14 protein-coding genes are annotated in these 18,629 nt (G+C 68.3%); 7 read left to right on the top strand and 7 right to left on the bottom strand.

Annotation, left to right across the window (positions count from 1 at the left end; all coding sequences use genetic code 11):
• Positions 1 to 149: 149 nt before the first annotated feature.
• The 7 genes from C8271_RS01205 to C8271_RS01235 form a co-directional block, all read right to left on the bottom strand.
• The gene (locus tag C8271_RS01205) at positions 150 to 1,631 is read right to left on the bottom strand and encodes a Dyp-type peroxidase (RefSeq protein ID WP_106507783.1); all 1,482 of its coding nucleotides are present in this window, start codon (positions 1,629 to 1,631) and stop codon (positions 150 to 152) included.
• A 1-nt stretch (position 1,632) separates the two neighbouring features.
• The gene (locus C8271_RS01210; protein WP_106505774.1) at positions 1,633 to 2,313 is read right to left on the bottom strand and encodes a copper chaperone PCu(A)C; all 681 of its coding nucleotides are present in this window, start codon (positions 2,311 to 2,313) and stop codon (positions 1,633 to 1,635) included.
• Positions 2,314 to 2,436: 123 nt separating this feature from the next.
• Positions 2,437 to 3,186: a hypothetical protein gene (locus C8271_RS01215; protein ID WP_106505775.1), complete on the bottom strand. Its 750-nt coding sequence runs from the start codon at positions 3,184 to 3,186 to the stop codon at positions 2,437 to 2,439.
• A 136-nt stretch (positions 3,187 to 3,322) separates the two neighbouring features.
• Complete coding sequence (locus C8271_RS01220) at positions 3,323 to 6,886, bottom strand: S41 family peptidase (protein WP_106505776.1); 3,564 nt, start codon at positions 6,884 to 6,886, stop codon at positions 3,323 to 3,325.
• Between the two features lie 116 nt (positions 6,887 to 7,002).
• Entirely contained in the window at positions 7,003 to 7,983 is a 981-nt protein-coding gene (locus C8271_RS01225) for an S-layer homology domain-containing protein (RefSeq protein WP_106505777.1), read from the bottom strand.
• Positions 7,974 to 8,870, bottom strand: a complete 897-nt coding sequence (locus tag C8271_RS01230) for a hypothetical protein (RefSeq protein WP_106505778.1) — start codon at positions 8,868 to 8,870, stop codon at positions 7,974 to 7,976. Before C8271_RS01230 ends, C8271_RS01225 begins: the two co-directional genes overlap by 10 nt.
• Before the next feature lie 99 nt (positions 8,871 to 8,969).
• Positions 8,970 to 10,064, bottom strand: a complete 1,095-nt coding sequence (locus tag C8271_RS01235; RefSeq protein ID WP_106505779.1) for a LacI family DNA-binding transcriptional regulator — start codon at positions 10,062 to 10,064, stop codon at positions 8,970 to 8,972.
• A gap of 555 nt (positions 10,065 to 10,619) precedes the next feature.
• Between C8271_RS01235 and C8271_RS01240 the strand changes: the two genes are divergently transcribed.
• The 7 genes from C8271_RS01240 to C8271_RS01270 all read left to right on the top strand — a co-directional run bounded on the left by C8271_RS01240 (position 10,620) and on the right by C8271_RS01270 (position 18,557).
• The gene (locus tag C8271_RS01240; protein WP_245920715.1) at positions 10,620 to 11,633 is read left to right on the top strand and encodes a carbohydrate ABC transporter permease; all 1,014 of its coding nucleotides are present in this window, start codon (positions 10,620 to 10,622) and stop codon (positions 11,631 to 11,633) included.
• A complete protein-coding gene (locus C8271_RS01245; RefSeq protein ID WP_106505781.1) occupies positions 11,630 to 12,535 on the top strand; it encodes a carbohydrate ABC transporter permease in 906 nt (301 codons plus the stop codon). Before C8271_RS01240 ends, C8271_RS01245 begins: the two co-directional genes overlap by 4 nt.
• A gap of 148 nt (positions 12,536 to 12,683) precedes the next feature.
• Positions 12,684 to 14,084, top strand: a complete 1,401-nt coding sequence (locus C8271_RS01250; RefSeq protein ID WP_106505782.1) for an ABC transporter substrate-binding protein — start codon at positions 12,684 to 12,686, stop codon at positions 14,082 to 14,084.
• Between the two features lie 2 nt (positions 14,085 to 14,086).
• Positions 14,087 to 14,962, top strand: a complete 876-nt coding sequence (locus C8271_RS01255; RefSeq protein WP_106505783.1) for a glycerophosphodiester phosphodiesterase — start codon at positions 14,087 to 14,089, stop codon at positions 14,960 to 14,962.
• Positions 14,959 to 15,660, top strand: a complete 702-nt coding sequence (locus tag C8271_RS01260) for a glycerophosphodiester phosphodiesterase (protein ID WP_106505784.1) — start codon at positions 14,959 to 14,961, stop codon at positions 15,658 to 15,660. Before C8271_RS01255 ends, C8271_RS01260 begins: the two co-directional genes overlap by 4 nt.
• Positions 15,661 to 15,793: 133 nt before the next feature.
• Entirely contained in the window at positions 15,794 to 17,104 is a 1,311-nt protein-coding gene (locus tag C8271_RS01265) for a metal-dependent hydrolase family protein (protein WP_245920717.1), read from the top strand.
• Positions 17,105 to 17,135: 31 nt separating this feature from the next.
• Positions 17,136 to 18,557 carry a sodium:solute symporter family protein gene (locus tag C8271_RS01270; RefSeq protein ID WP_106505785.1) on the top strand — a complete coding sequence of 474 codons (1,422 nt, stop codon included), beginning with the start codon at positions 17,136 to 17,138 and terminating at the stop codon, positions 18,555 to 18,557.
• Positions 18,558 to 18,629 lie beyond the last annotated feature (72 nt).

Raw genomic sequence — 18,629 nt, forward strand, 5'->3', positions numbered from 1 at the left:
GCTGCTCCTCCTGGATGGGCCCGCGTGCAGCGGGTCGTGGAAATGAACGACGGCGGTGAGGCGGGGCGGGTCGGAATGCTCCCACACTAGAGGCCGACGGTTCGGGGTGGCAGGGACGGTCCGTCAGTTGCCGAACAATGCCGTCACCCTCAGCCGAGCAGGCTTTCACCCACGAACTCACCGTCCCGCACACCCGGTGGCACGGCGAACACCGCCGAGCCCACCGGCACCGTCCACTGGTTGAGCAGGTCCAGGCGGTCCAGCCGTTCCTGGATCGGCACGAACTGGGCGTCCACATCCGCTTGGAACGAGGCGAACAGCAGACCGGTGTCGGAAAGCTGCCCCGGCTCGCGGGGCGGATCCTCGTAGTTGTAGGCGCGGCGGAAGATGCGCTGCATCGGGGCGCCGCCGGCCTCCTCACCGCGTGCCGCCCGCAGGTGCGCGAACTCGGGGATCACCGGGAAGCCGTTCTCGCTCACCGCCGCGAAGTCCGGCTCGTCCAGTTCATGCGTGCCGGTCAGCGGTGCCCCGTCCCGTAGGCGGCGGCCCACAGCGAGCTCGCGGCCGGGCGCATCGAGTTCATCCCAGGTGTCCAGGTTCATCGCGATGCGGCGAAGCACCAGCGACGTGCCGCCGGCCCAGGGGCCGTCGGGGATCCACACGGTCTGGTCGAACTCAGCGGTGCCGGGGCGCGGGTTCGATGTTCCGTCGACCTGACCGAACAGGTTCCGCATCGACCCGGATGGCACGGCGGGAGCGGCCGGCTCACGAAAACCGCTCTGCTGCCAGCGCAGCGTGGTGAAGGCGCGGGCGTCCTTCAGCAGCATCCGCGCCGCATGCGACACGGTGGTGGACTCCTCGGCGCTGATCTGCAGGAACAGGTCACCGCCGGAGAACTGCTCCTCGAGACGGTCGATCGAGAAGGCCGGTAGCGGGCGCAGCCACGACGGTGCCTCGATTCCGGCCCGCTCGACGAAGCCCGGGCCGAAGCCGAACGTCACGGTCAACCGTGCGGGTCGCTCGGCAAGCTCCGGCTCGGGATCAGCCACCGGGGCGCGGCCCGTGGCCAGACGAGCCGCATCGTCGGTGAGCAGACGCAGAAGGCGGATAATCGCTTCACGATCCACCTCCGCTTTCAGGTCGAGGGCGACCATGAGCACCCGGGCAGCGGGTGCCGTGGCGATTCCTGCCTGGTGCGCGCCGTGGAAGGGAACGGTGGCCGTGCCGCTGGTCAGGCTCGCCGCGCTGCTATCCGCATGCTCACCGGCGGGACTTGCACCCTCATGCCCGGTACTGGAGGAGTCCGACGGGCCGACGCCGGCACGGCCCGCATCCCCAGAACCACCGTGATCACGCCATCGCGGCAGGGTCGCGCCGACGGACAGGCCAACGGCGGCCCCAGCCCCGGCCGCGACGCCGCCGAGCAGCAGGCCACGGCGGGACCGCCGTCCCGCACCCGCGGGCGGCTGACCGGCGGCAGAAGCGGACGCGTCGGCGCCCGCCCCTGCCGCCGTTGATGAAGCGCCCGACCCACTGGCGGGCGAAGAACCGGTCGCAGCCTGGGCAGGACGTGCGCCGCCCTGGTGCGGCGCCTGCTCCTGCCGGGTCAGTGGATCGCGCTGAGGCGTCATGTCAGTGCCCACCATCCGAGGCGCCGTGGTCGTGGTCGTGCATGTCGTCATGGTCGTGCATGTCGTGACCCTCCGCGCCGCCGCCGTCGGAGCTGTCATGGCCCGGGGCGTAGTCCTCCTGGGCACCCGCGTAGTCCTTCACAACAGCGTCGACGTCGACCCGGCTGCCGTCAGAGAACTCCAGGGTGAGCGGCAGATCCTCACCGGGCTTCAACGCGCCCTGCAGATCCATCAGCATCACGTGATAGCCGCCGGGCTCAAGGCGCAACTCCCCGCCGGCGGGAAGCGGTAGGCCGCCCTCGACAGCGCGCATGGTGCCGTCCGTGACTTCGTGCAGCTCCACCATGCCAGCATGGTCGCAGTGCGCGGCGGTGAGCTCCAGATCGGTTGACCCCGCGTTGTGCAGGATCATGAAAGCGCCGGTCATATCGGAGTCGGCAGCCTTCACCCACGGGTCGGTGACCGTCACGCCCTCCGATCCGGAACCAGCAGCGTCACCACCGCCGTCGGAGGCAGAGGCGGCGGGCTTGTCCTCACCGCTGCACGCGGCCAGACCCACCGCGGGCAGCAGCGCAAGGCTCGAGAACAGGGTGCGACGCGACAGCGGCGACAGGGGACGGGTACGGGTTAGGGCAGATGTCGTACGAGATGTCGGACGGGATGTCGAACGAATAGGAGTCATGGAAGGGTCCTCTCAGGGGGCGCCCGGCCACGGTGGCGCAGACGCCGGGGCTCCCTGGAGCAGGGAGCATCGGATGGGGGAGTGGAGTCACGAGAGCGGCGCACCCCGATGGGTCAGCAGCGCTCAGGCGGTGAGGACCCCCGGAGGAGAGCGACCCGCGTCAGGACCCGCGAGGATGCGGCCCCGCAACGGATGACACACGGGCCACGGGCTGACCGGCCGCGGCGCCGCGGCGGGAACCAGCAGCGGCACACCCATGACCAGAGCCGACGCTGCGCAGGTGAGGCGATCGGACAGTTCCGCGGCGATCACGCCGGCGCGCTGCAGGGCGTTTTCGCCGCGGTGCAGCACCAGCACGGTGAGCGCGGCGGCGAGCAGATGCCCGGCCAGCATCGGCAGATCCAGATGCAGGGCGTGGGACAGGCCGTGCGCATGTGCCCCAGCCTCTACCCCGGCCCCAGCTCCGGCGCCATGTGAGGCCGTAGCGGAGGCCGCAGCGCTCGCATGGCCTGCATGCGTGCCATGGATGGCACCGGCACCGGGCTGGGCGCCCACTGCGGTGGTGGGTCCCGCGCCGTGGCTGTGCGCGGCCCCGGCGCGACCTGCGGCCATGAGACCCGCGGGCGACCCCAGCACGAACAGCAGATGGAACAGCGCCTGGCTGCCCAGGACCCCGAGCCAGAGCCGCGGCAGAGAGAGGGTGCGGCCGCTGAGTGCGGTGCACAGCGTGATCGACAGCCACCACGGCACCAACAGACCGGCGACCCCGGGCGCAGGCCCGTCGGCCAGGAGGTGGCCGAGGAGCGCCACGGCTGTCGCCACGGTGGCGGCGAGCATGCCGCGCAGCAGGCGATCAGGGTGCCGGGACGTCATGCCGGTCATCCTCCCATGCACGGTGGACGCGAGCTGAGAGCGCCTGGGCCAGCCACGGCCGGATGCCGCTACCGCCCTGGCGGTCCCCGCCTGGTCGAGCGCTTTCCTGTGGTCAGTGCGCCGGGGCCGTCGTCCCTCAGCTCCGGCTGAAGCGAGCCGGCGGCAGCGGCGGAGCCACCGACGCGGGGGTCTGCTCCAGCAGGGCGAGCGCCTCCTGCACACCCCGTTCGAGCTGCGGATCGGCGCCGCTCACCCACGCGTTCGGCGGGAACGGCACCTCGATATCGGGGTCGACGCCGTAGTTCTCGATCTCCCAGTCCACGCCCTCGAACCAGCTGGCGTACTTCGGCTGGGTGATCCCAGTGCCGTCCACGAGGTCGTAGCGGCCATCGATGCCGATCACGCCGCCCCATGTCCGGGTGCCGATCACGGGCCCGATTCGCATCGCCTTCGCGACGGCGTTGACGATGTCACCGTCGGAGCCGGCTTCCTGGTTCGTCACGAGTACCACGGCGCCGCGTGGAGCGAACTGCGGGTACGTGCCGGGCTCTTGGTGGCGCGGGTAGTCCCAGCTGAGCACGCGCCGGGCGAGCCGGTCGGTGACCAGCTGCGAGGTGTGGCCGCCGCCGTTGTAGCGCACGTCCACGACGATGCCGTCCTTCGTGGAGGCCTCCCGCAGGTCACGGTGCATCTGCGCCCAGCCGGAGGAGACCATATCCGGGATGTGCAGGTAGCCCAGGCGCCCACCGGAGAGCTCTGCCACCGCCTCACGGCGAGAGGCCACCCAGTCCTGGTACCGCAGCGCGGCGTCGTCGCTGAGCGGCACCACCACCACACGGCGATGCTCGCCGTCACGCTCCAGCACCAGCTCCGTCGGACGATCGCCGGAGCCGAGCAGTAGCGGTGCGATCCCGTCGGCGCCCACCTCACGGCCGTCGATCCGTACGATCGCATCGCCTTCGCGTGCAGCCACGCCGGGAGCGAGCAGCGGGGAGCGGGCATCAGGGTCGGAGGAGTCGCCCGGCAGGATGCGCTCGATCACCCAGCGGCCGTCTTGCTCCACCACATCCGCACCCAGCAGAGCGGCCGGCATCGGCGAGTCCACCGTATGCGGTGCGCCCTGCACGTAGGCATGCGAGGTGCCGAGCTCGCCCACGACCTCCCACATCATGTCCTGGAAATCATCCGCGGTGACCAGACGATCCACCGTGCTGTCGTACCAGGAGGTCATGGCGTGCCAGTCCTGGCCGTCCATGTCCTCACGCCAGTACTGCTGCGCCATGATGCGGTAGTTGTCCCACAGCATGCCGCGGCGCTCCGCCACCGGGTCGACCACGAGGCGCAGGCGCTCCACATCGATCTCCACCCGCGCGGCATCATCCTTCTCGACGGCGCGCGTGGCAGGGATCTGCACCCACGCCTCGCCCTGGCGCACCACCAGCGTCTCGCCATCACCGGAAGCGGCCACAGCGGTGACCCCCTCGGCCAGCACCGTGAGCTTGCGCTGAGGCAGGCTCCAATGCTCCAGACGCGGGGCAGGCGCATCACCCTCCACACCGGCACGCGCTGAGCCGAGCACGCCTATCTGCGGATGCCGCAGCCACACGAACCCGTCCTTCACAGCGGTCAACTGCGAGTACAGACCGGACTCGACCGGGAACGGGATGATCCGTGACTCGATTCCCGCCATGTCCACCACGGTGGCGGCGGGAGCTGTGGCGTCCTTCGCCCCAGCCGGACTGTCGGCACCCACCGGGCGATCCGCCGCAGCTTCCGGGGTGCTCTGCGCAGCGGCCGACGGTGCGGCGGCGCCCTTCTCGGTGCTCGCACCCGAACCTGTGCCACCGGTGCCGCTGTCGGCGCCTGCGTAGTCGGCGCCCCAGCCATCCGGATGCGGGCCGAACGGATCAGCTGTCGTGGCCTCAAGCGGGATCAGGAACGGACGTTCAGCGTTGACGAACCCGAGGTCGAACACCATGTCGTCGTACATCGTCTCGAAGGTGCGCAGCGACAACAGCGCGAGGTGCTTGCCGTCGGCGCTGAACGCCGGGCAGGAGTCCTGGTAGCGGCCCGACGTCAGCTCACGCACCTCAGGCGTGGAGGCGCTGGTGTCACAGATCAGAAGGCGCCCTAGCTGCCAGGAGTTCGGCCTGGCCCACACCAGGTAGCGGCTGTCCGGCGACCACGCCAAATGTTCGACCTCGCCGCCTGTGGAGCGGTCCAGCTGCGTCACCTGCTGCACGCTGGGTGTGCGCTGCGGCAGAGCAGAGTCCTGCCCCCAGGTGTGTGTCGTGGTGGCCGATGCCGCGGCATCGGAGCGCTCAGGGCCGGTTGTCTCCTGGGCCGCGGTCTCCTCGATCGGGCGAGGCTCCCCGGCCGGGTCCTCGATACCGGTGAGCGTCACCAGATGCACGGTGTCGTCGTGCGTTGCAAGCGCCACGCTGCGGCCGTCGGGGGATGGGACGGCGTGGAGGATCCGACCGATCTCACCCACATCCAGCACGGTTGGTTCACCGCAGCCATCCAGCTGCGTGAGGAGCAGCTTGTCAGAGGCGACGCCGCCGCTGGAGCGGTCTGCCGCGTCCTGGTCCGTGACCGCGAGCGCGTATGGGGACCTCCCCAGCGGCCGCACCTCGCGGATCCGCACGCCGTCACGGGCGGCGAGCACCCGGGCAGGGCCACCGCGATGCGTGAGCAGATGCGCACTGCCACGCCACTCCACCACACTCGAGCGCGCATCATGCACAGGCCGCATGGCCAGCAGGTTCTCGGTGGGCTTCGCGGGGCGGGGCCGACGATGCGCACCCACACCCGCAGTGATGACCTCGACCTCGCGAGGTTCGGCATCCAGTGCGTCCATCGCGAACAGGCGACCGCGTGAGGTGAACACGATCGAGGAGCCATCGGTGGCAGGTTCACGCAGGTACCCCTGCTCGCTGGTCAGGTGCGTGTGGACCTGCAGGTCCGTGCCGTCCATCGCCACCGACCACAGGTTGCCGGAGGCTCGATCGGTGCGAGATGCGCCCAGCCCCGGTGTATCGGAGGCGAACAGCAGCCGATCCCCGTACCAGGCGATACGGGTCTTCGAAGCGAGCAGCTCGTCCAGTAGCGGCTCCCAGGACCGCTCTTCATGCGCCTGCTCGTCGGCATCCAGCGGCACATCCTCGCGGGAGATCCACAGCTTCGCCGCGGTACCGCCCTGGTAGTGCTTCCACCCGGCGGGCTCACGGCGCCATGGCGTGGTCACCACCGTGGTGCCCGAGGGGTGGATGGCCACCTCACCCGATCGGCCCAGTGGCAGCAGGGTCGCGGTGCCGTCCAGCGCAATGCCCCACAGCACGGCGTCACGCGCCATCGGCGCACCGTAAGAGCTGGTCACGAGCACACGACCGTCGGGCAGCCAGCCAGCGCTGCGGGTGTTCGCGCGACCCCAGGCGGTCAGGCGGCGCGGCTCATCGGAGCCATCCACCGGCAGCGCCCACACCTCGGCGCCACCGGAGGCGCGAGACGTGTAGGCGATATGCGAGCCATCGGGGGAGAAGAACGGGTAGGAGACCGGATCGCCGTCATCGGTCAGACGCCAAGCGTGACCGCCGGCGAGAGGGGCCATCCACAGGTCATTCGCGGCGGTGAAGACCACCTGCTCGCTGTGGACGTCGGGGTGGCGCAGGTATGCGGTATGGGCTGGCGTCGTTGTCATGCGCAGAATCCTATGCGGACCGTCCGACGAACTATCGCGCGCTGCGGATATCAGTCCGGCCGAATTCTCCCGCCTGTTCGCCCCGGTGTATAGATCGGTGGCGAGAGACGGACACGTCACTCAGCGCGTTGCTCGAGCAGCCCCTGCGCGGAGTGCAGCAGCGAGGCCACCTCGCGGCGCCGGAGCGGCTGATCACCGTCCCAGCGAGAGTGCTGCGCGGCGGCCACAAGTCCGGCGCCCAGCAGCCACAACACGTCCCGGGAATCCTCGGGAACCAAATCCTCGAACGGCACCGTCGTCGGGGCGTCAACCTCGACGCCGAGCCCGCGCAGCCCCGGACGCAGCAGCGCGGTGACCATGCTCGCGGCATCATCGCGCGTGGCCGGATCATCCGGCCGCACCTGCATGTCGTCATCACCCCAGGCGGCGCCGCGGCCGTGCAGCCACAACAGCGCCGAGGCCGTCACCGGGTCCGCGGGAAGGTCAGCGAACAGCTCCGGCACAGGATCCACGCTGATCTTCGGTGACCCGCCGAAGGCATGGAGTGCCCGCGCCAGGTCTGCCCGAGTCATCTCTAAGTCCGGGGAGTAGGAGCCGTTGGCCAGTGCCGGTTGCACGTCATGCTCGTGCGCCCAGGTGATCGCATCGATGTCCGGGTCGTTGGCAGCGACGTCGGCGAAGATGGCCGACGGACGTGCAGTACCGGCAGCACCGTTGCTCGCGGCGCGCTGCGCTCTGGACGATGACGCGTCACCCGCGAGAAAACGACGCGCTGCGAATACCCCCGCTGTGCTGATACCGCCCACGGCGAGCACAGCACCCGCGGCCACGACGATTCGCCGCGAGGCACCGGTGCCATGCGCCGCCGGCGCAGCCTCCGACCCTGGTCCGGGTATCAGACCGGGCGTCGATTCCGACGCCGCTTCCGGCGCTGAGACCGGCATCGGATCGGGCGCCCGGCGAGGCGTTGCCGTGTTCGTGGGCGCCAGCTGAGGCGGCGCCGTCTTCTCGGGCGGCAGCTCCGGGGCCGCGGGTGTCGGGTCGGCGCCGGGCCGACCGGACTGCAGTCGTGGGGCGTGGGGGCGTCTCAGAGCCATCTCAGCTCCTGCATCCGACGCACGAGAGCGGAGCACACCGCAAGGTTGCCCCAGCCGTTGAGGTGGATCTGGTCATCGGCCACCAGCACCGGCGGGACCACGCCACGGTCGAGCGCCTCCGCCGTGGTGGCGTGCTCGAGCACCCGCACGGGGCGTAGCGCCGTCGACGTGAGGCCCTCCGGCGTGGTCAGCTCTGCGTTCACATCGAGGAAAGCGCGGCCGTAGCGGGCAGCGAGCTGTGTGTTGACGTGGTGCAGTGCGGCTGCGGTATCTGAGCCGACGGGGTCGTTCTCGGTGGCCCAGTGTCCCAGGACCAGGTTGTCGTGCTCGGGGTCCTCGGCGGCGTCGTACATCGAGGCGATGTCCGCCAGCACCCCGTCGACGTCCAGGATGTTGTTCTTGCCCATCCACAGCACCTGGCGCGAGCCCTGCGCCACGTCCCAGAGGGCAGAGACGAATCGCCCGTCGGCCACGACGGTGGCCGCATCGTCGGGGCGGAACCACCAGCTGCCTGAGGAGCCGTCCAGCGTGCCGGGCACCTCACCCAGGCTGCCGCGGCAGCGCAGGGGACCCGACGGGGTCATGCCGTCGGCAAGTTCGACCTGCACGGACCCGTCGGCCCGGCGTGCGCCAGCGAGCACGCGCACCTGCGGGGTGCTCAGGCCGCGCAGCAGCAGCATGTGCTCCGAGCGTGTGGCGCCGATCCCGAAGGCATGCACCGGGGCAGGGTTGTTTGAGAGAGCCAGATGCTCGTCGATGCGCACCGCCAGAGGGGTGCCCTCACCTCCGCCTTCAGAGCTCATCGAGGAGGATCCCCACAGCGTGATCGGGCGGGACGAGCCTGGTGGGGAGAAGAAACGACGGGAGATCTCGGTGCCGGTGGGCATTGATCCTCCCTCGTCCTGCCGCGGGGCATCCCTCCGTGCCCCATCCCTGATTCTAGGGCGCGGTGCGGGCGTGTCGCACGGGGCTGTGGACGACTCCGGTCACAGCGCCGCGAGTGTCGACCCGGGCATGAGTTCTCCGGGAATCAGCACGTGCTCGACAGCGTCGGACGGTGTCTCGTCGCCCTGCTCGGACGGGGCGGTCGATCCTTCCGGCGGGAGAGACGCGATAGGCGTGTCCGGCCCGGAACCGTCGGCCTCCACCATGCGCACCATGTGGGCGACCGCCGTGCGGGCCACCTCCCGCACGGGAAGGCTCACCGTGGTCAGTCCGATTAGGTCGAGCCCGTCGGCGACACCGTCGAAGCCGACGACGGAGACGTCCTCGGGCACGCTGATGCCGCGACGCCGTGCCGCGCGCAGGAGATCGAGGGCGACGTAATCCACCGGGCACACGATGCAGGTCAGCGACTGCTCCGCCGCCGCATCGAGGGCGCGTTCAACGCCGTGCTCGACCGGGAGTAGGTCCACCTCGACCGTGCGGATGCCCAGCTGCTTGCAGCGATCCAGAAAGGATCGGACCCGCAGCAAGAACACCCGCGAGTACAGCTCTGGGGCACGCAGCACAGCGACGGCGCGGTGCCCGTGAGCGGCGATGTGATCAGCCATGAGTCGACCGTGCATGCGCTCGTCGTAGCTGATGGAGTTGATACGCGGGTCATCGTTGGGGCGGCCGATGATCATCATCGGGCGGGAGCTGGAGGCGGCGATGATCTCCTCGGGCGGGGTGACGCCGGTGGACACAAACAGGCCGGCCACGCCGAGCCCGATCAGCTGCTGGAGGCCTTGCGCTTCCGCGTGGCCGTACTCATGGCGCCGGGCCGTCACCGTGATCAGAGCGCGAGATGCGGCCTCCGCTGCACGGTTCAGCTCCGAGTGGAGCAGACCGTAGGCGGGGTTTGTGGCGTCGCGGATCAGCAAGCCGAGGTGCCCCTGGCGGCGGCCAGCGAGGGCGCTCGCGGCCATGTTCGGAGAGTAGCCGAGCAGTCGAGCGGCCTCGCGAACCTTGATCTGTGCATCGGGGGATACACGGTCATCGCCCGTGAACACGCGGGAGACGGTGGAGCGGGAGAGCCCCGAGGCGCGGGCGACGTCCTCCATGGTGGGAGGGCGAGAACCGGGCAGCGGACCGAGCATCGAGAATCTTCCTGCGGGGTGGTGGCACGGCAACGGGCCGTCTGGATGGGGCGCGTCTGGATGGGGTGCGTCTGGATGGGGCGCGTCAATGCGTTGTCTGTCGACTGTAGGGCTCGCGTCTCGGCCTGACCAGGGTGTGGCGGTGAGCAGTCGGTGAACGTGCAGAACATGTACTTCCGAGGCGGGCGGCCAGGCGGTGAAGACTTCCCGAGCAAGTGGTGAAGTCTGGTCAACGGAGGAATGTCCGACCCGGCGTGTCGGGCTGTCGAGGAGTGCCAGACCCGTTCGTGGGAGCGCTCCCACCAGCGTGCTTATGCGGTGTTCACCCATGGTTCACGGACGCGCGCCGACGGTGGCGCGGCGTCCTGACGTGCATTTATGGTCGCCGTGTCAGCTCGAGACACCCGTCGTCGGGAGTGCCGCGCGCCGCCGAGGCGTCGGTCACCCCCTCCTCGCCTCCGCGCCGTGCATGCGGTCGGACGGCGCCCCGCCCCACTGATCATGCGGTTTCCCCGCGGTTTCCCCGACCTGTGCGTCATGGATGGGAGCGCTCTCATGGCCATTGCCACCACCCTTCGGGACACCCCCGAGACCACTACGGCAGCCGCTGCCCCCGGCTCCAGCGGTGACCGCTCCGCTGCGGCAGCAGCACAGGGTCGCAGCCGCCGCCGCGACACTCCCGCCCGTCGGCGCCGCCGGCGACGGGACGCCCTCCTCTTCGCGGCGCTCGTCGCACCGAACTTCCTGGCCATCGTCGTGTTCTCCTACTACCCGGCTGCCTACAACATCGGCCTGAGCTTCTTCGAATGGGACTTCGTGGCGCCCTCGCCCGAATGGGTGGGCCTGGAGAACTACACGGATCTGTTCACCAGTCCGAAGTTCGGACGCGTGCTGCTGAACACGCTGATCTTCACCCTGGTCAGCGTCTTCGGATCGATCTTCGGCGGGATCCTGCTCGGCGGCCTGCTCGCCACCAAGCTCCCGCTGACCGGCTTCGCCCAGACCATGGCCTTTGCTCCGCACATGCTGCCCGGTGCAGCCGTCGGCACCCTGTGGCTGTTCATCTTCGACCCGAACTACGGGCTCTCGCGCTGGCTGTTCTCCCTGGTCGGCATGGCATCCCCGGACTGGACCACCACCTCGGACTGGTCGCTGTGGGCGATCACCATCGCCTACACCTGGCAGCGACTCGGCTTCGTCACCGTCATCTGCTACACGGCGATCCTGGACCTGCCCAAGGACCTGTATGAGGCGGCCGCACTCGATGGCGCCCACGGCTGGAAGCTGTTCCGCTTCATGACGCTGCCGCTGCTCAGCCCCATCACGTTCTTCCTGTCCATCACCGGAGTCATCTCCGCCGCCCAGGCCTTCGACATCATCTCGATCATGACCGGCGGCGGTCCAGGCATCTCCTCCTCGACCTTGAGCTGGATGGTCTACGAGGAGGCGTTCCAGAAGTTCAACATCGGTTCGGCCTCCGCGGCCGCCACAGTCCTGCTGGTCATCCTGCTGATCCTCACGTTCATCCAGGTCCGTGTGGGAGAGAAGAAGGTGAACTACGACTCATGAGCACCCACGCCACCACCAGCTCGCCCGAGATCCGGGACACCGCCGACGCCCCGAGCCGCTACCGTCGCGCCCGCGGCCCACGCCGACCCGCCTGGCAGACCGCACTCTTCATGGTCGGGATCATCGGGATCATCGCCATCTTCTTCGTTCCGCTGTACTGGCTGTTCTCGTCGGCCTTCAAACCGCAGGACGCGATCTACACGTGGCCGCTGAAGTGGATCCCCACCGAACTGACCCTGAAGAACTTTGCCGAAGCCTGGTCCACCGCACCGTTCGACCGCTTCTACCTCAACTCCATCATCACCACGCTCGTGGGAACCGGACTGGAGATCCTGCTAGCGATCCTGTGCGCCTACGCCTTCGCCTTTGTCGATTTCCGCTTCAAGAAGATCGTGTTCGTGCTGATCATCGCCTCGATGATGCTGCCCGGCCACGTCACGCTGATCGTCAACTACATCACCGTGGCGAACCTCGGATGGCTGAACACCTACCAGGGCCTGATCCTGCCCGGCATCGCCAGCGCCTTCGCGATGTTCCTGCTGCTGCAGCACATGCGCACCATCGACGTGGACATTATGAAAGCCGCAGAGATCGATGGAGCGGGGCATCTGCGCCGCATGTTCACCATCGCCGTGCCGCTGTCCATGCCGATGATCATCACCTCCACGCTGATCGTGATGGTCGGCAAATGGAACGAATACGTCTGGCCGCTGATCGTCACCAGCACCACGAACATGCGCACCCTGCCCATCGGCCTGCTCTTCCTGCGCAGCCAGGAGGGCTACTCGAACTGGGGCGCGATCATGGCCGGCACCGTCTTCGTGTCGCTGCCGATGCTCGTGCTCTTCTTCCTGGGCCAGAAACGGATTATCGGCGGTCTCGCCGCTGGTGCCCTGAAGTGACCCTGCCCCGGTCCCGACCGTCGCCCGCGTGCGGACAGTCAGCCCCGCCGCCGACCCTTCACTGCTGTTCCTCGTCCACCTCGACTCTCGTCCACCCGGACTCTCGTTCACACGGCCTGACCCCACCACACCGTCCCAAGGAGACGCCATGACCACCCCCCGTTCCTTCTCCCCGTCGCGCCGCAGCATTCTGACCGCCCTCGGCCTCGGCGCAGCCGGTGCCTCCCTCGCCGCCTGCGGTGCCCCCAACGGCGGCAGCTCCGAGGACGCTGAGAATCCCGTCCGCGACGGCTTCAGCCAGGCTGACATCACCGTGCCCAATGAGTACAAGGACCGCACCCCGATCCTGTTCTGGGCGCCCTTCACCGGCAACCTTCTCGAAGTCCTCAACGGCCTGTTCACCGCCTTCAACGAGTCCCAGAACGACATCGTCGCGGTGGCGGAATCCGTGGGCGGCTACGCCGATCTGAATCAGAAGTTCACCGCTGCGCTGCAGGCCCGCACCGTGCCCGACATCGTTTGCTTCCCTGAGATGCAGTGGCTGCAGTTCTACTTCTCCGGCGCGCTCGCGCCCCTGGACGACTACTTCGATGACGAGTGGAAGCTCGATAACTACATCGACAACTACACGCCCGAGTGCAAGGCCGCCGACAAGACCTACCTTGTGCCCTTTGCCCGGTCCACTCCGCTGTTCTACTTCAACCGCACCCGCTACCAGGAGGCCGGGCTGCCGGAAGAAGGCCCCGAGACCTGGGAGGACCTCGCCGAGTTCGGTAAGGAGCTCTCTAAGATCAAGGTCGAGGGGCGCTCGCTGAGCGCGATGGCCTTCTCCACCGACGACGCCTGGCACTCGCAGGCTGACATCTGGGGCTTCGGCGGCCGCAACAGCGACGACGACTTCAAGGTCACCATTGACGAGGCGCCCGGGATCGAGTGGCTGGAGTACCAGCGCAAGCTGATCCACGAGGACAAGATCGCGTACATGGCCAAGTCCGCTGGCACCGACTTCGAGTCTGGTGTCACCGCTGGTAAGCGTGGTTCGACGGCTGGCCTGACCGGCACCACGAAGGCCGTGGGCGACAAGTTCGAGGTCGGAACCGCCTACATGCTCTCCAAGGAGGGTCAGGAGAAGGCCGTGCCGACCGGTGGCTCTGGGCTGTCGATCGTCCGCGCCGATTCAAAGGATCGCCAGGACGCATGCGCTGAGCTGTTCCGCTTCCTGGGCACGCCCGAGAACTCGGCGACGTGGCACATCGGCACCGGCTACGTGCCGATCGTCAAGGCCGCCCGCGACACCCAGGAGGTCAAGGACCTCGTGGCGAAGGACCCCAACTACGAGGTGGCCCTCAACCAGCTGGAGAACGCCCGCACCGCTGACTACACCAACTGGTTCCAGTCCGCGGTCACCGAGATCTCCACGGCCGTTGCGCAGGTGCACGGTGACGGCACCGATCCCAAGAAGGCTCTGGGCTCCATCAAGGACTCCCTGCAGGAGATCCTCGACGACAACCGCGAGGACATCGAGAAGATCAAGTTCGAGAGGATCTGAGCATGAGCACGCTCGTCACGAGCGGATCGGACGTGCCCGGCTCTGATGCCTCAGGCGCGGCGGGGGCGTCGCACAGCGGCGCCCCCGCCGCGGCCGGCGCACGACCCGACCGTCACATCCCGCAGCTGGTGGGTCATCGCGGAGCTGCGGCCCTCGTCCCCGAGAACACCCTCGCCTCCTTCCGCCGCGGCGTGAAGGCGGGTGCTGATCGGCTCGAGTGCGACGTCCACCTGTCGGCCGATGGCCAGGATGTGATCATCCACGACGGCACCATCGACCGAACCGCCCAGCCTGACTCACCCCGTCGCACCGGCGCCGTGAAGGACCTGACGCGGGCCCAGCTCGATGACGTTCTCGTCGGCGGCGGCGAGTGCCCGCCAAGCCTGCGCGAGGTGCTCGAGGCGGCGGTGCGTGACGACGGCAGTCGGGTCCCGGTCAGCGTCGAGATCAAAGCCGTCGAGGCGGCCGAGCTCGTTGCCGACATCCTCGTGGACACGTTCACGCCGCAGGACGTCGCCGACCCGGCAACAGCTCCCGTGTGGGTGCTGTCCTTCCACGCGGACGCTCTGCGGATCGTGAAGGAGCGGGCCGGTCACCTGCCGCTGTTCCTCACGATCGATGAGCCCACCGAGGCGTTCTGGCAGACGGCGCAGGAGCTCGGTGTCACCACCGTCGGCCTGCGGATCGCCACCGCCCGGATCGCAGACCTCGAGAAGGCGAGGAGCCTGGGCATGCTCGTGGACCTGTGGACCGCACGCAGTGACGAAGAGTTGGAGCGGGCTGTTGAACTCGGCGCCGACACGATCGCGGTGGACGACCCGGAGTGGGCGCGTGAGCGTCTGCGAGAACTGATCCCTGGACACGAGGTGAACTCATGACCACCCCCCGCATCGTCGGCCACCGCGGAGCTCCCGCGCACGCGGCCGAGAACACCCTTGCATCCTTCGAACAGGCCCTCGCAGATGGCGCCGACCTGCTCGAATGCGATGTTCACCTGCTGGCCGACGGTCACGTGGCGATCATGCACGACGAGACCATCGACCGCACCGCGGACTCCGACTCGCCGCTCACGAGCGGCGCGCTCGCCGATCTCACCCGGGAGGACCTCGCCCGGGTGCGGGTGGGCGGTGGACACCGGGTGCCGTTGCTGCCCGAGCTGCTGGAGGCAAGCCCCGTCGGCCTGTTCCTGGAGATCAAGACACCGCAGGCCGCTGCTGCAGTCGCAGAGCTGCTGCGCACGAGTCCGCATCCCAGCGCCGCAGCCACCACGGTGATCTCCTTCCACGCCGAGGCGCTGCAGGTTATCCGGGAGGAGCTGCCGGATCTGCCGATCTCCTACCTGGTCAGCCGTCTGGACGAATCCGCCATCGCGCAGGCGCGCGAGCTTGGCGCCGACGGGGTGGGTCCCTGGGTTCGCACGCTGACCCTGTGGGGCGCCGAGCAGGTGCATGAGGCGGGGATGAGCCTGAACCCGTGGACGGTGAACACCGAGCAGGAGCTTGCGGTGGCGCGTGCCTGCGGGGCAGACACCATCACCAGTGACGACCCGGCGTGGGTGCGCCGCAGCGAGAGCTGAGAGTCCGGATCACGAGGCGGTCACGCTTGTGGACGCCCCTGGGACCGGCGCCTCATTCTCCCTAGGATGCATGGGACCTGCTGGCTGAAGAACCTGGTCAGCTGTGCCCGCCACGATCTCCAGGGAGGCTCCCGTGACTCGCACCGTTCTCACCAACGCCCGTTTCCTCGACGTCGACGCCGGAACCTGGCGGACCGCGGACATCCAGATTGACGGCGACCGCTTCAGTGCCGTCCATGAGCGGGGGGACCGTGGCGACCATGGTGGCGGCCCAGACCCGTCGGCCTCCCCCGATGGTCAAGACCGTCCCGCAGAACCGTCGACCGGAGAGGACACGGAGCGCGCCGGGCAGGTCGAGCGCATCGACCTGTCCGGCTCCTATGTGCTGCCGGGCCTGATCGACTGCCACGTGCACGTCTATGCCATGACTGCCAACCTGGCCTCCCTCACTCACTCCTCCGTGCCATACACGGTGATGCAGGCCCAGCGCCTGATGGGTGACATGCTCGACCGCGGATTTACCACCGTGAGAGACGTGGCTGGCGGTGACTTCGGCCTGGCAGCTGCGCAGGAGGAGGGCCTGCTGCGTGGCCCGCGCCTGTTCTTCGGCGGCAAGGCGCTCAGCCAGACCGGTGGCCACGGCGATACCCGCGGTCCGGCCGACCATTCGCACGGTCCATGCGGTTGTTCCGCAGCGATCGGAGTGATCGCTGACGGTGCGGACCAGGTCCGCGCTGCCGCTCGAGATCAACTGCGCACGGGAGCGCACCACATCAAGATCATGGCTGGGGGAGGGGTCGCCTCACCCACCGATCGGGTTGACTCCCTGCAGTACTCCGCCGCGGAGATGGCCGCAGCCGTCGAGGAAGCCGCTGATGCGAACCGCTACGTCGCTGCCCACGCCTACACCCCCGGGGCGATCACCCGCGCCGTCACCAACGGCGTGCGCTCTATCGAGCACGCGAACCTCATGGACGAAGCGTCCGCCCAACTGATCCTGGATCGCGAGGCGTTCGTCACCATGAATCTCGTGACCTACTGGGCGTTGCACGAGGAGGGCCCTGCCATGGGTCTGCCCACAGAGAGCCATGCCAAGGTGCGCCATGTGCTCGATGCCGGAGAACGGGCGCTACGTCTGGCTCATGAGGCCGGCCTGAACCTCTGCTACGGCTCCGATCTGCTCGGCGGCATGCAGATACATCAATCACGAGAGTTCGAAATCCGCGCCCGACACCAGGATGCGCTCGACGTGATCCGCTCAGCGACCACCACCGCCGCGCGGCTGCTGCAGCGTGAAGGCGAGCTGGGCGTGATCCGCCCGGGTGCCCTCGCAGATCTCGTAGTGCTGGACCGCGACCCGCTGGCAGATATCACCGTGCTCTCCGAACCGGACCCGCTGCGCATCATCCAGGGCGGCCGAACCGTGCGCGAACGCGCCGCCTGACACTCGCCCACCGCATCCGAAAGATCCCTCGATGAACATCACCCATGTCCTCGTCCTGATCTCCTACCTCGTCGTCATGGTGCTGGTAGGAGCCTGGTTCGGCCGTTCCAAAGAGACGGCCGACGGGGAGGACTTCGTGCTCGCCGGTCGTTCGCTTCCCGCCCCCGTTCTGGGCGGAACGATGCTTGCGACATTCGTTGGCTCCGGCTCGATTATCGGCGGAGCGAACTTCGCTTACACGTATGGCCTGTTGCCCGGATTCCTGTTCTTCTCAGGCACAGTTCTGGGCACCGTGCTCATGGTGGGGCTCTCCCGCCACGTGCGTGTGTTCGCCACCCACACGGTGCCGGAGGTGTTCGAGCGGCGATTCAACCCGACGGTGCGCGTCATCGGCACGGTACTGATCCTGTTCGCCTTTGTCGGCATTGCCGCGTACCAGTTCACTGGCGCCGGCTACATCGTCAGCCTGATCACTCCGCTGGATGAGGGCACAGGGTCGTTCCTCTCGATGCTGCTGATCACCTTTCTCGCCCTCACCGGCGGCATGAAGTCGGTGGCATGGACCGACTTCCTGTCCGCTTTGGGCATTGTGTTCGCCCTGTGGGTCGCCACCTTCTTCGTGGTGGGAGTGGATGTGGGCGGACTCGCCGACCTCTCCCAGGGCAGCGCCCGACTGAGTGAGCACTCTGGCGTTCTGGGCGGCCTCACCGCCGTGCAGATGCTCGGCTTCGCCATTCCCATTCTCGTGCTGATGCTGGGCGACCAGAACATGTACCAGCGCCTCAACGCAGCCAAGAGCGACGGACACGCCTTCGCCGGAGCCATCATCTTCGCGGTCGGCGCGGTGCTGATGGTGACGCCCGTTGTGCTCCTCGCGGTTGCCAGCGCGATTCTGCAGCCAGAAATCGAGGCGGACATGGCAGTGCTCTCTCTGTCCAGCGCGGAGTTCACGCCCGGTGTCATCGGCGGTCTCCTGCTGGCTGGAGCGCTCGCGCTGATCGTCACCACCGGTTCCTCATACCTGCTGACCTGCTCCTCGAACATCACCTACGACTTGATCGGGCAGCTGCGCCGCAAGAACCCTGCCACTGACGGGCAGAACCTCTGGTATGGCCGTGTGGCCGTGTTCGGTGTGGCTGTGCTCGCCTACGTCCTGGTGAATTTCTTCCCCAGCGTGCTCGCCATCCAGATGTACGCATACACGATGTACGGCGTGACCATCACTCCGGTGATCCTTGCGGCTCTGTTTTGGAAGCGCGCCACGGCACCCGGGGCGATCACCGCGATGCTGGTGGGTGCCGCGACCACACTCTTCTGGGAGCTCACAGGGCGCTCAGAAGACCTCAACTCCGTGCTCGTGGCGCTTCCGGCAGCGGTGATCGCCCTCGTGACCGTCTCCTTGCTCACCTCGCATCGGGATGATGAGGAGCACCTCGACCCCGCGAAGGCCTGACGAACACAGTGCCGCCCCTGAAATCGAGGCTCGGATCGCGTCGCGTTTCGGCAAGCAAGCGCGAATGAAGCC

Source organism: Brachybacterium timonense, from assembly GCF_900258505.1.
In the GTDB taxonomy this organism is placed as follows: domain Bacteria; phylum Actinomycetota; class Actinomycetes; order Actinomycetales; family Dermabacteraceae; genus Brachybacterium; species Brachybacterium timonense.

Excerpts from the sequence above, each read along its gene's own strand:
- C8271_RS01205 (WP_106507783.1), bottom strand. The coding sequence starts at position 1,631 with ATGACGCCTCAGCGCGATCCACTGACCCGGCAGGAGCAGGCGCCGCAC.
- C8271_RS01210 (WP_106505774.1), bottom strand. The coding sequence starts at position 2,313 with ATGACTCCTATTCGTTCGACATCCCGTCCGACATCTCGTACGACATCT.
- C8271_RS01215 (WP_106505775.1), bottom strand. The coding sequence starts at position 3,186 with ATGACGTCCCGGCACCCTGATCGCCTGCTGCGCGGCATGCTCGCCGCC.
- C8271_RS01220 (WP_106505776.1), bottom strand. The coding sequence starts at position 6,886 with ATGACAACGACGCCAGCCCATACCGCATACCTGCGCCACCCCGACGTC.
- C8271_RS01225 (WP_106505777.1), bottom strand. The coding sequence starts at position 7,983 with ATGGCTCTGAGACGCCCCCACGCCCCACGACTGCAGTCCGGTCGGCCC.
- C8271_RS01230 (WP_106505778.1), bottom strand. The coding sequence starts at position 8,870 with ATGCCCACCGGCACCGAGATCTCCCGTCGTTTCTTCTCCCCACCAGGC.
- C8271_RS01235 (WP_106505779.1), bottom strand. The coding sequence starts at position 10,064 with ATGCTCGGTCCGCTGCCCGGTTCTCGCCCTCCCACCATGGAGGACGTC.
- C8271_RS01240 (WP_245920715.1), top strand. The coding sequence starts at position 10,620 with ATGGCCATTGCCACCACCCTTCGGGACACCCCCGAGACCACTACGGCA.
- C8271_RS01245 (WP_106505781.1), top strand. The coding sequence starts at position 11,630 with ATGAGCACCCACGCCACCACCAGCTCGCCCGAGATCCGGGACACCGCC.
- C8271_RS01250 (WP_106505782.1), top strand. The coding sequence starts at position 12,684 with ATGACCACCCCCCGTTCCTTCTCCCCGTCGCGCCGCAGCATTCTGACC.
- C8271_RS01255 (WP_106505783.1), top strand. The coding sequence starts at position 14,087 with ATGAGCACGCTCGTCACGAGCGGATCGGACGTGCCCGGCTCTGATGCC.
- C8271_RS01260 (WP_106505784.1), top strand. The coding sequence starts at position 14,959 with ATGACCACCCCCCGCATCGTCGGCCACCGCGGAGCTCCCGCGCACGCG.
- C8271_RS01270 (WP_106505785.1), top strand. The coding sequence starts at position 17,136 with ATGAACATCACCCATGTCCTCGTCCTGATCTCCTACCTCGTCGTCATG.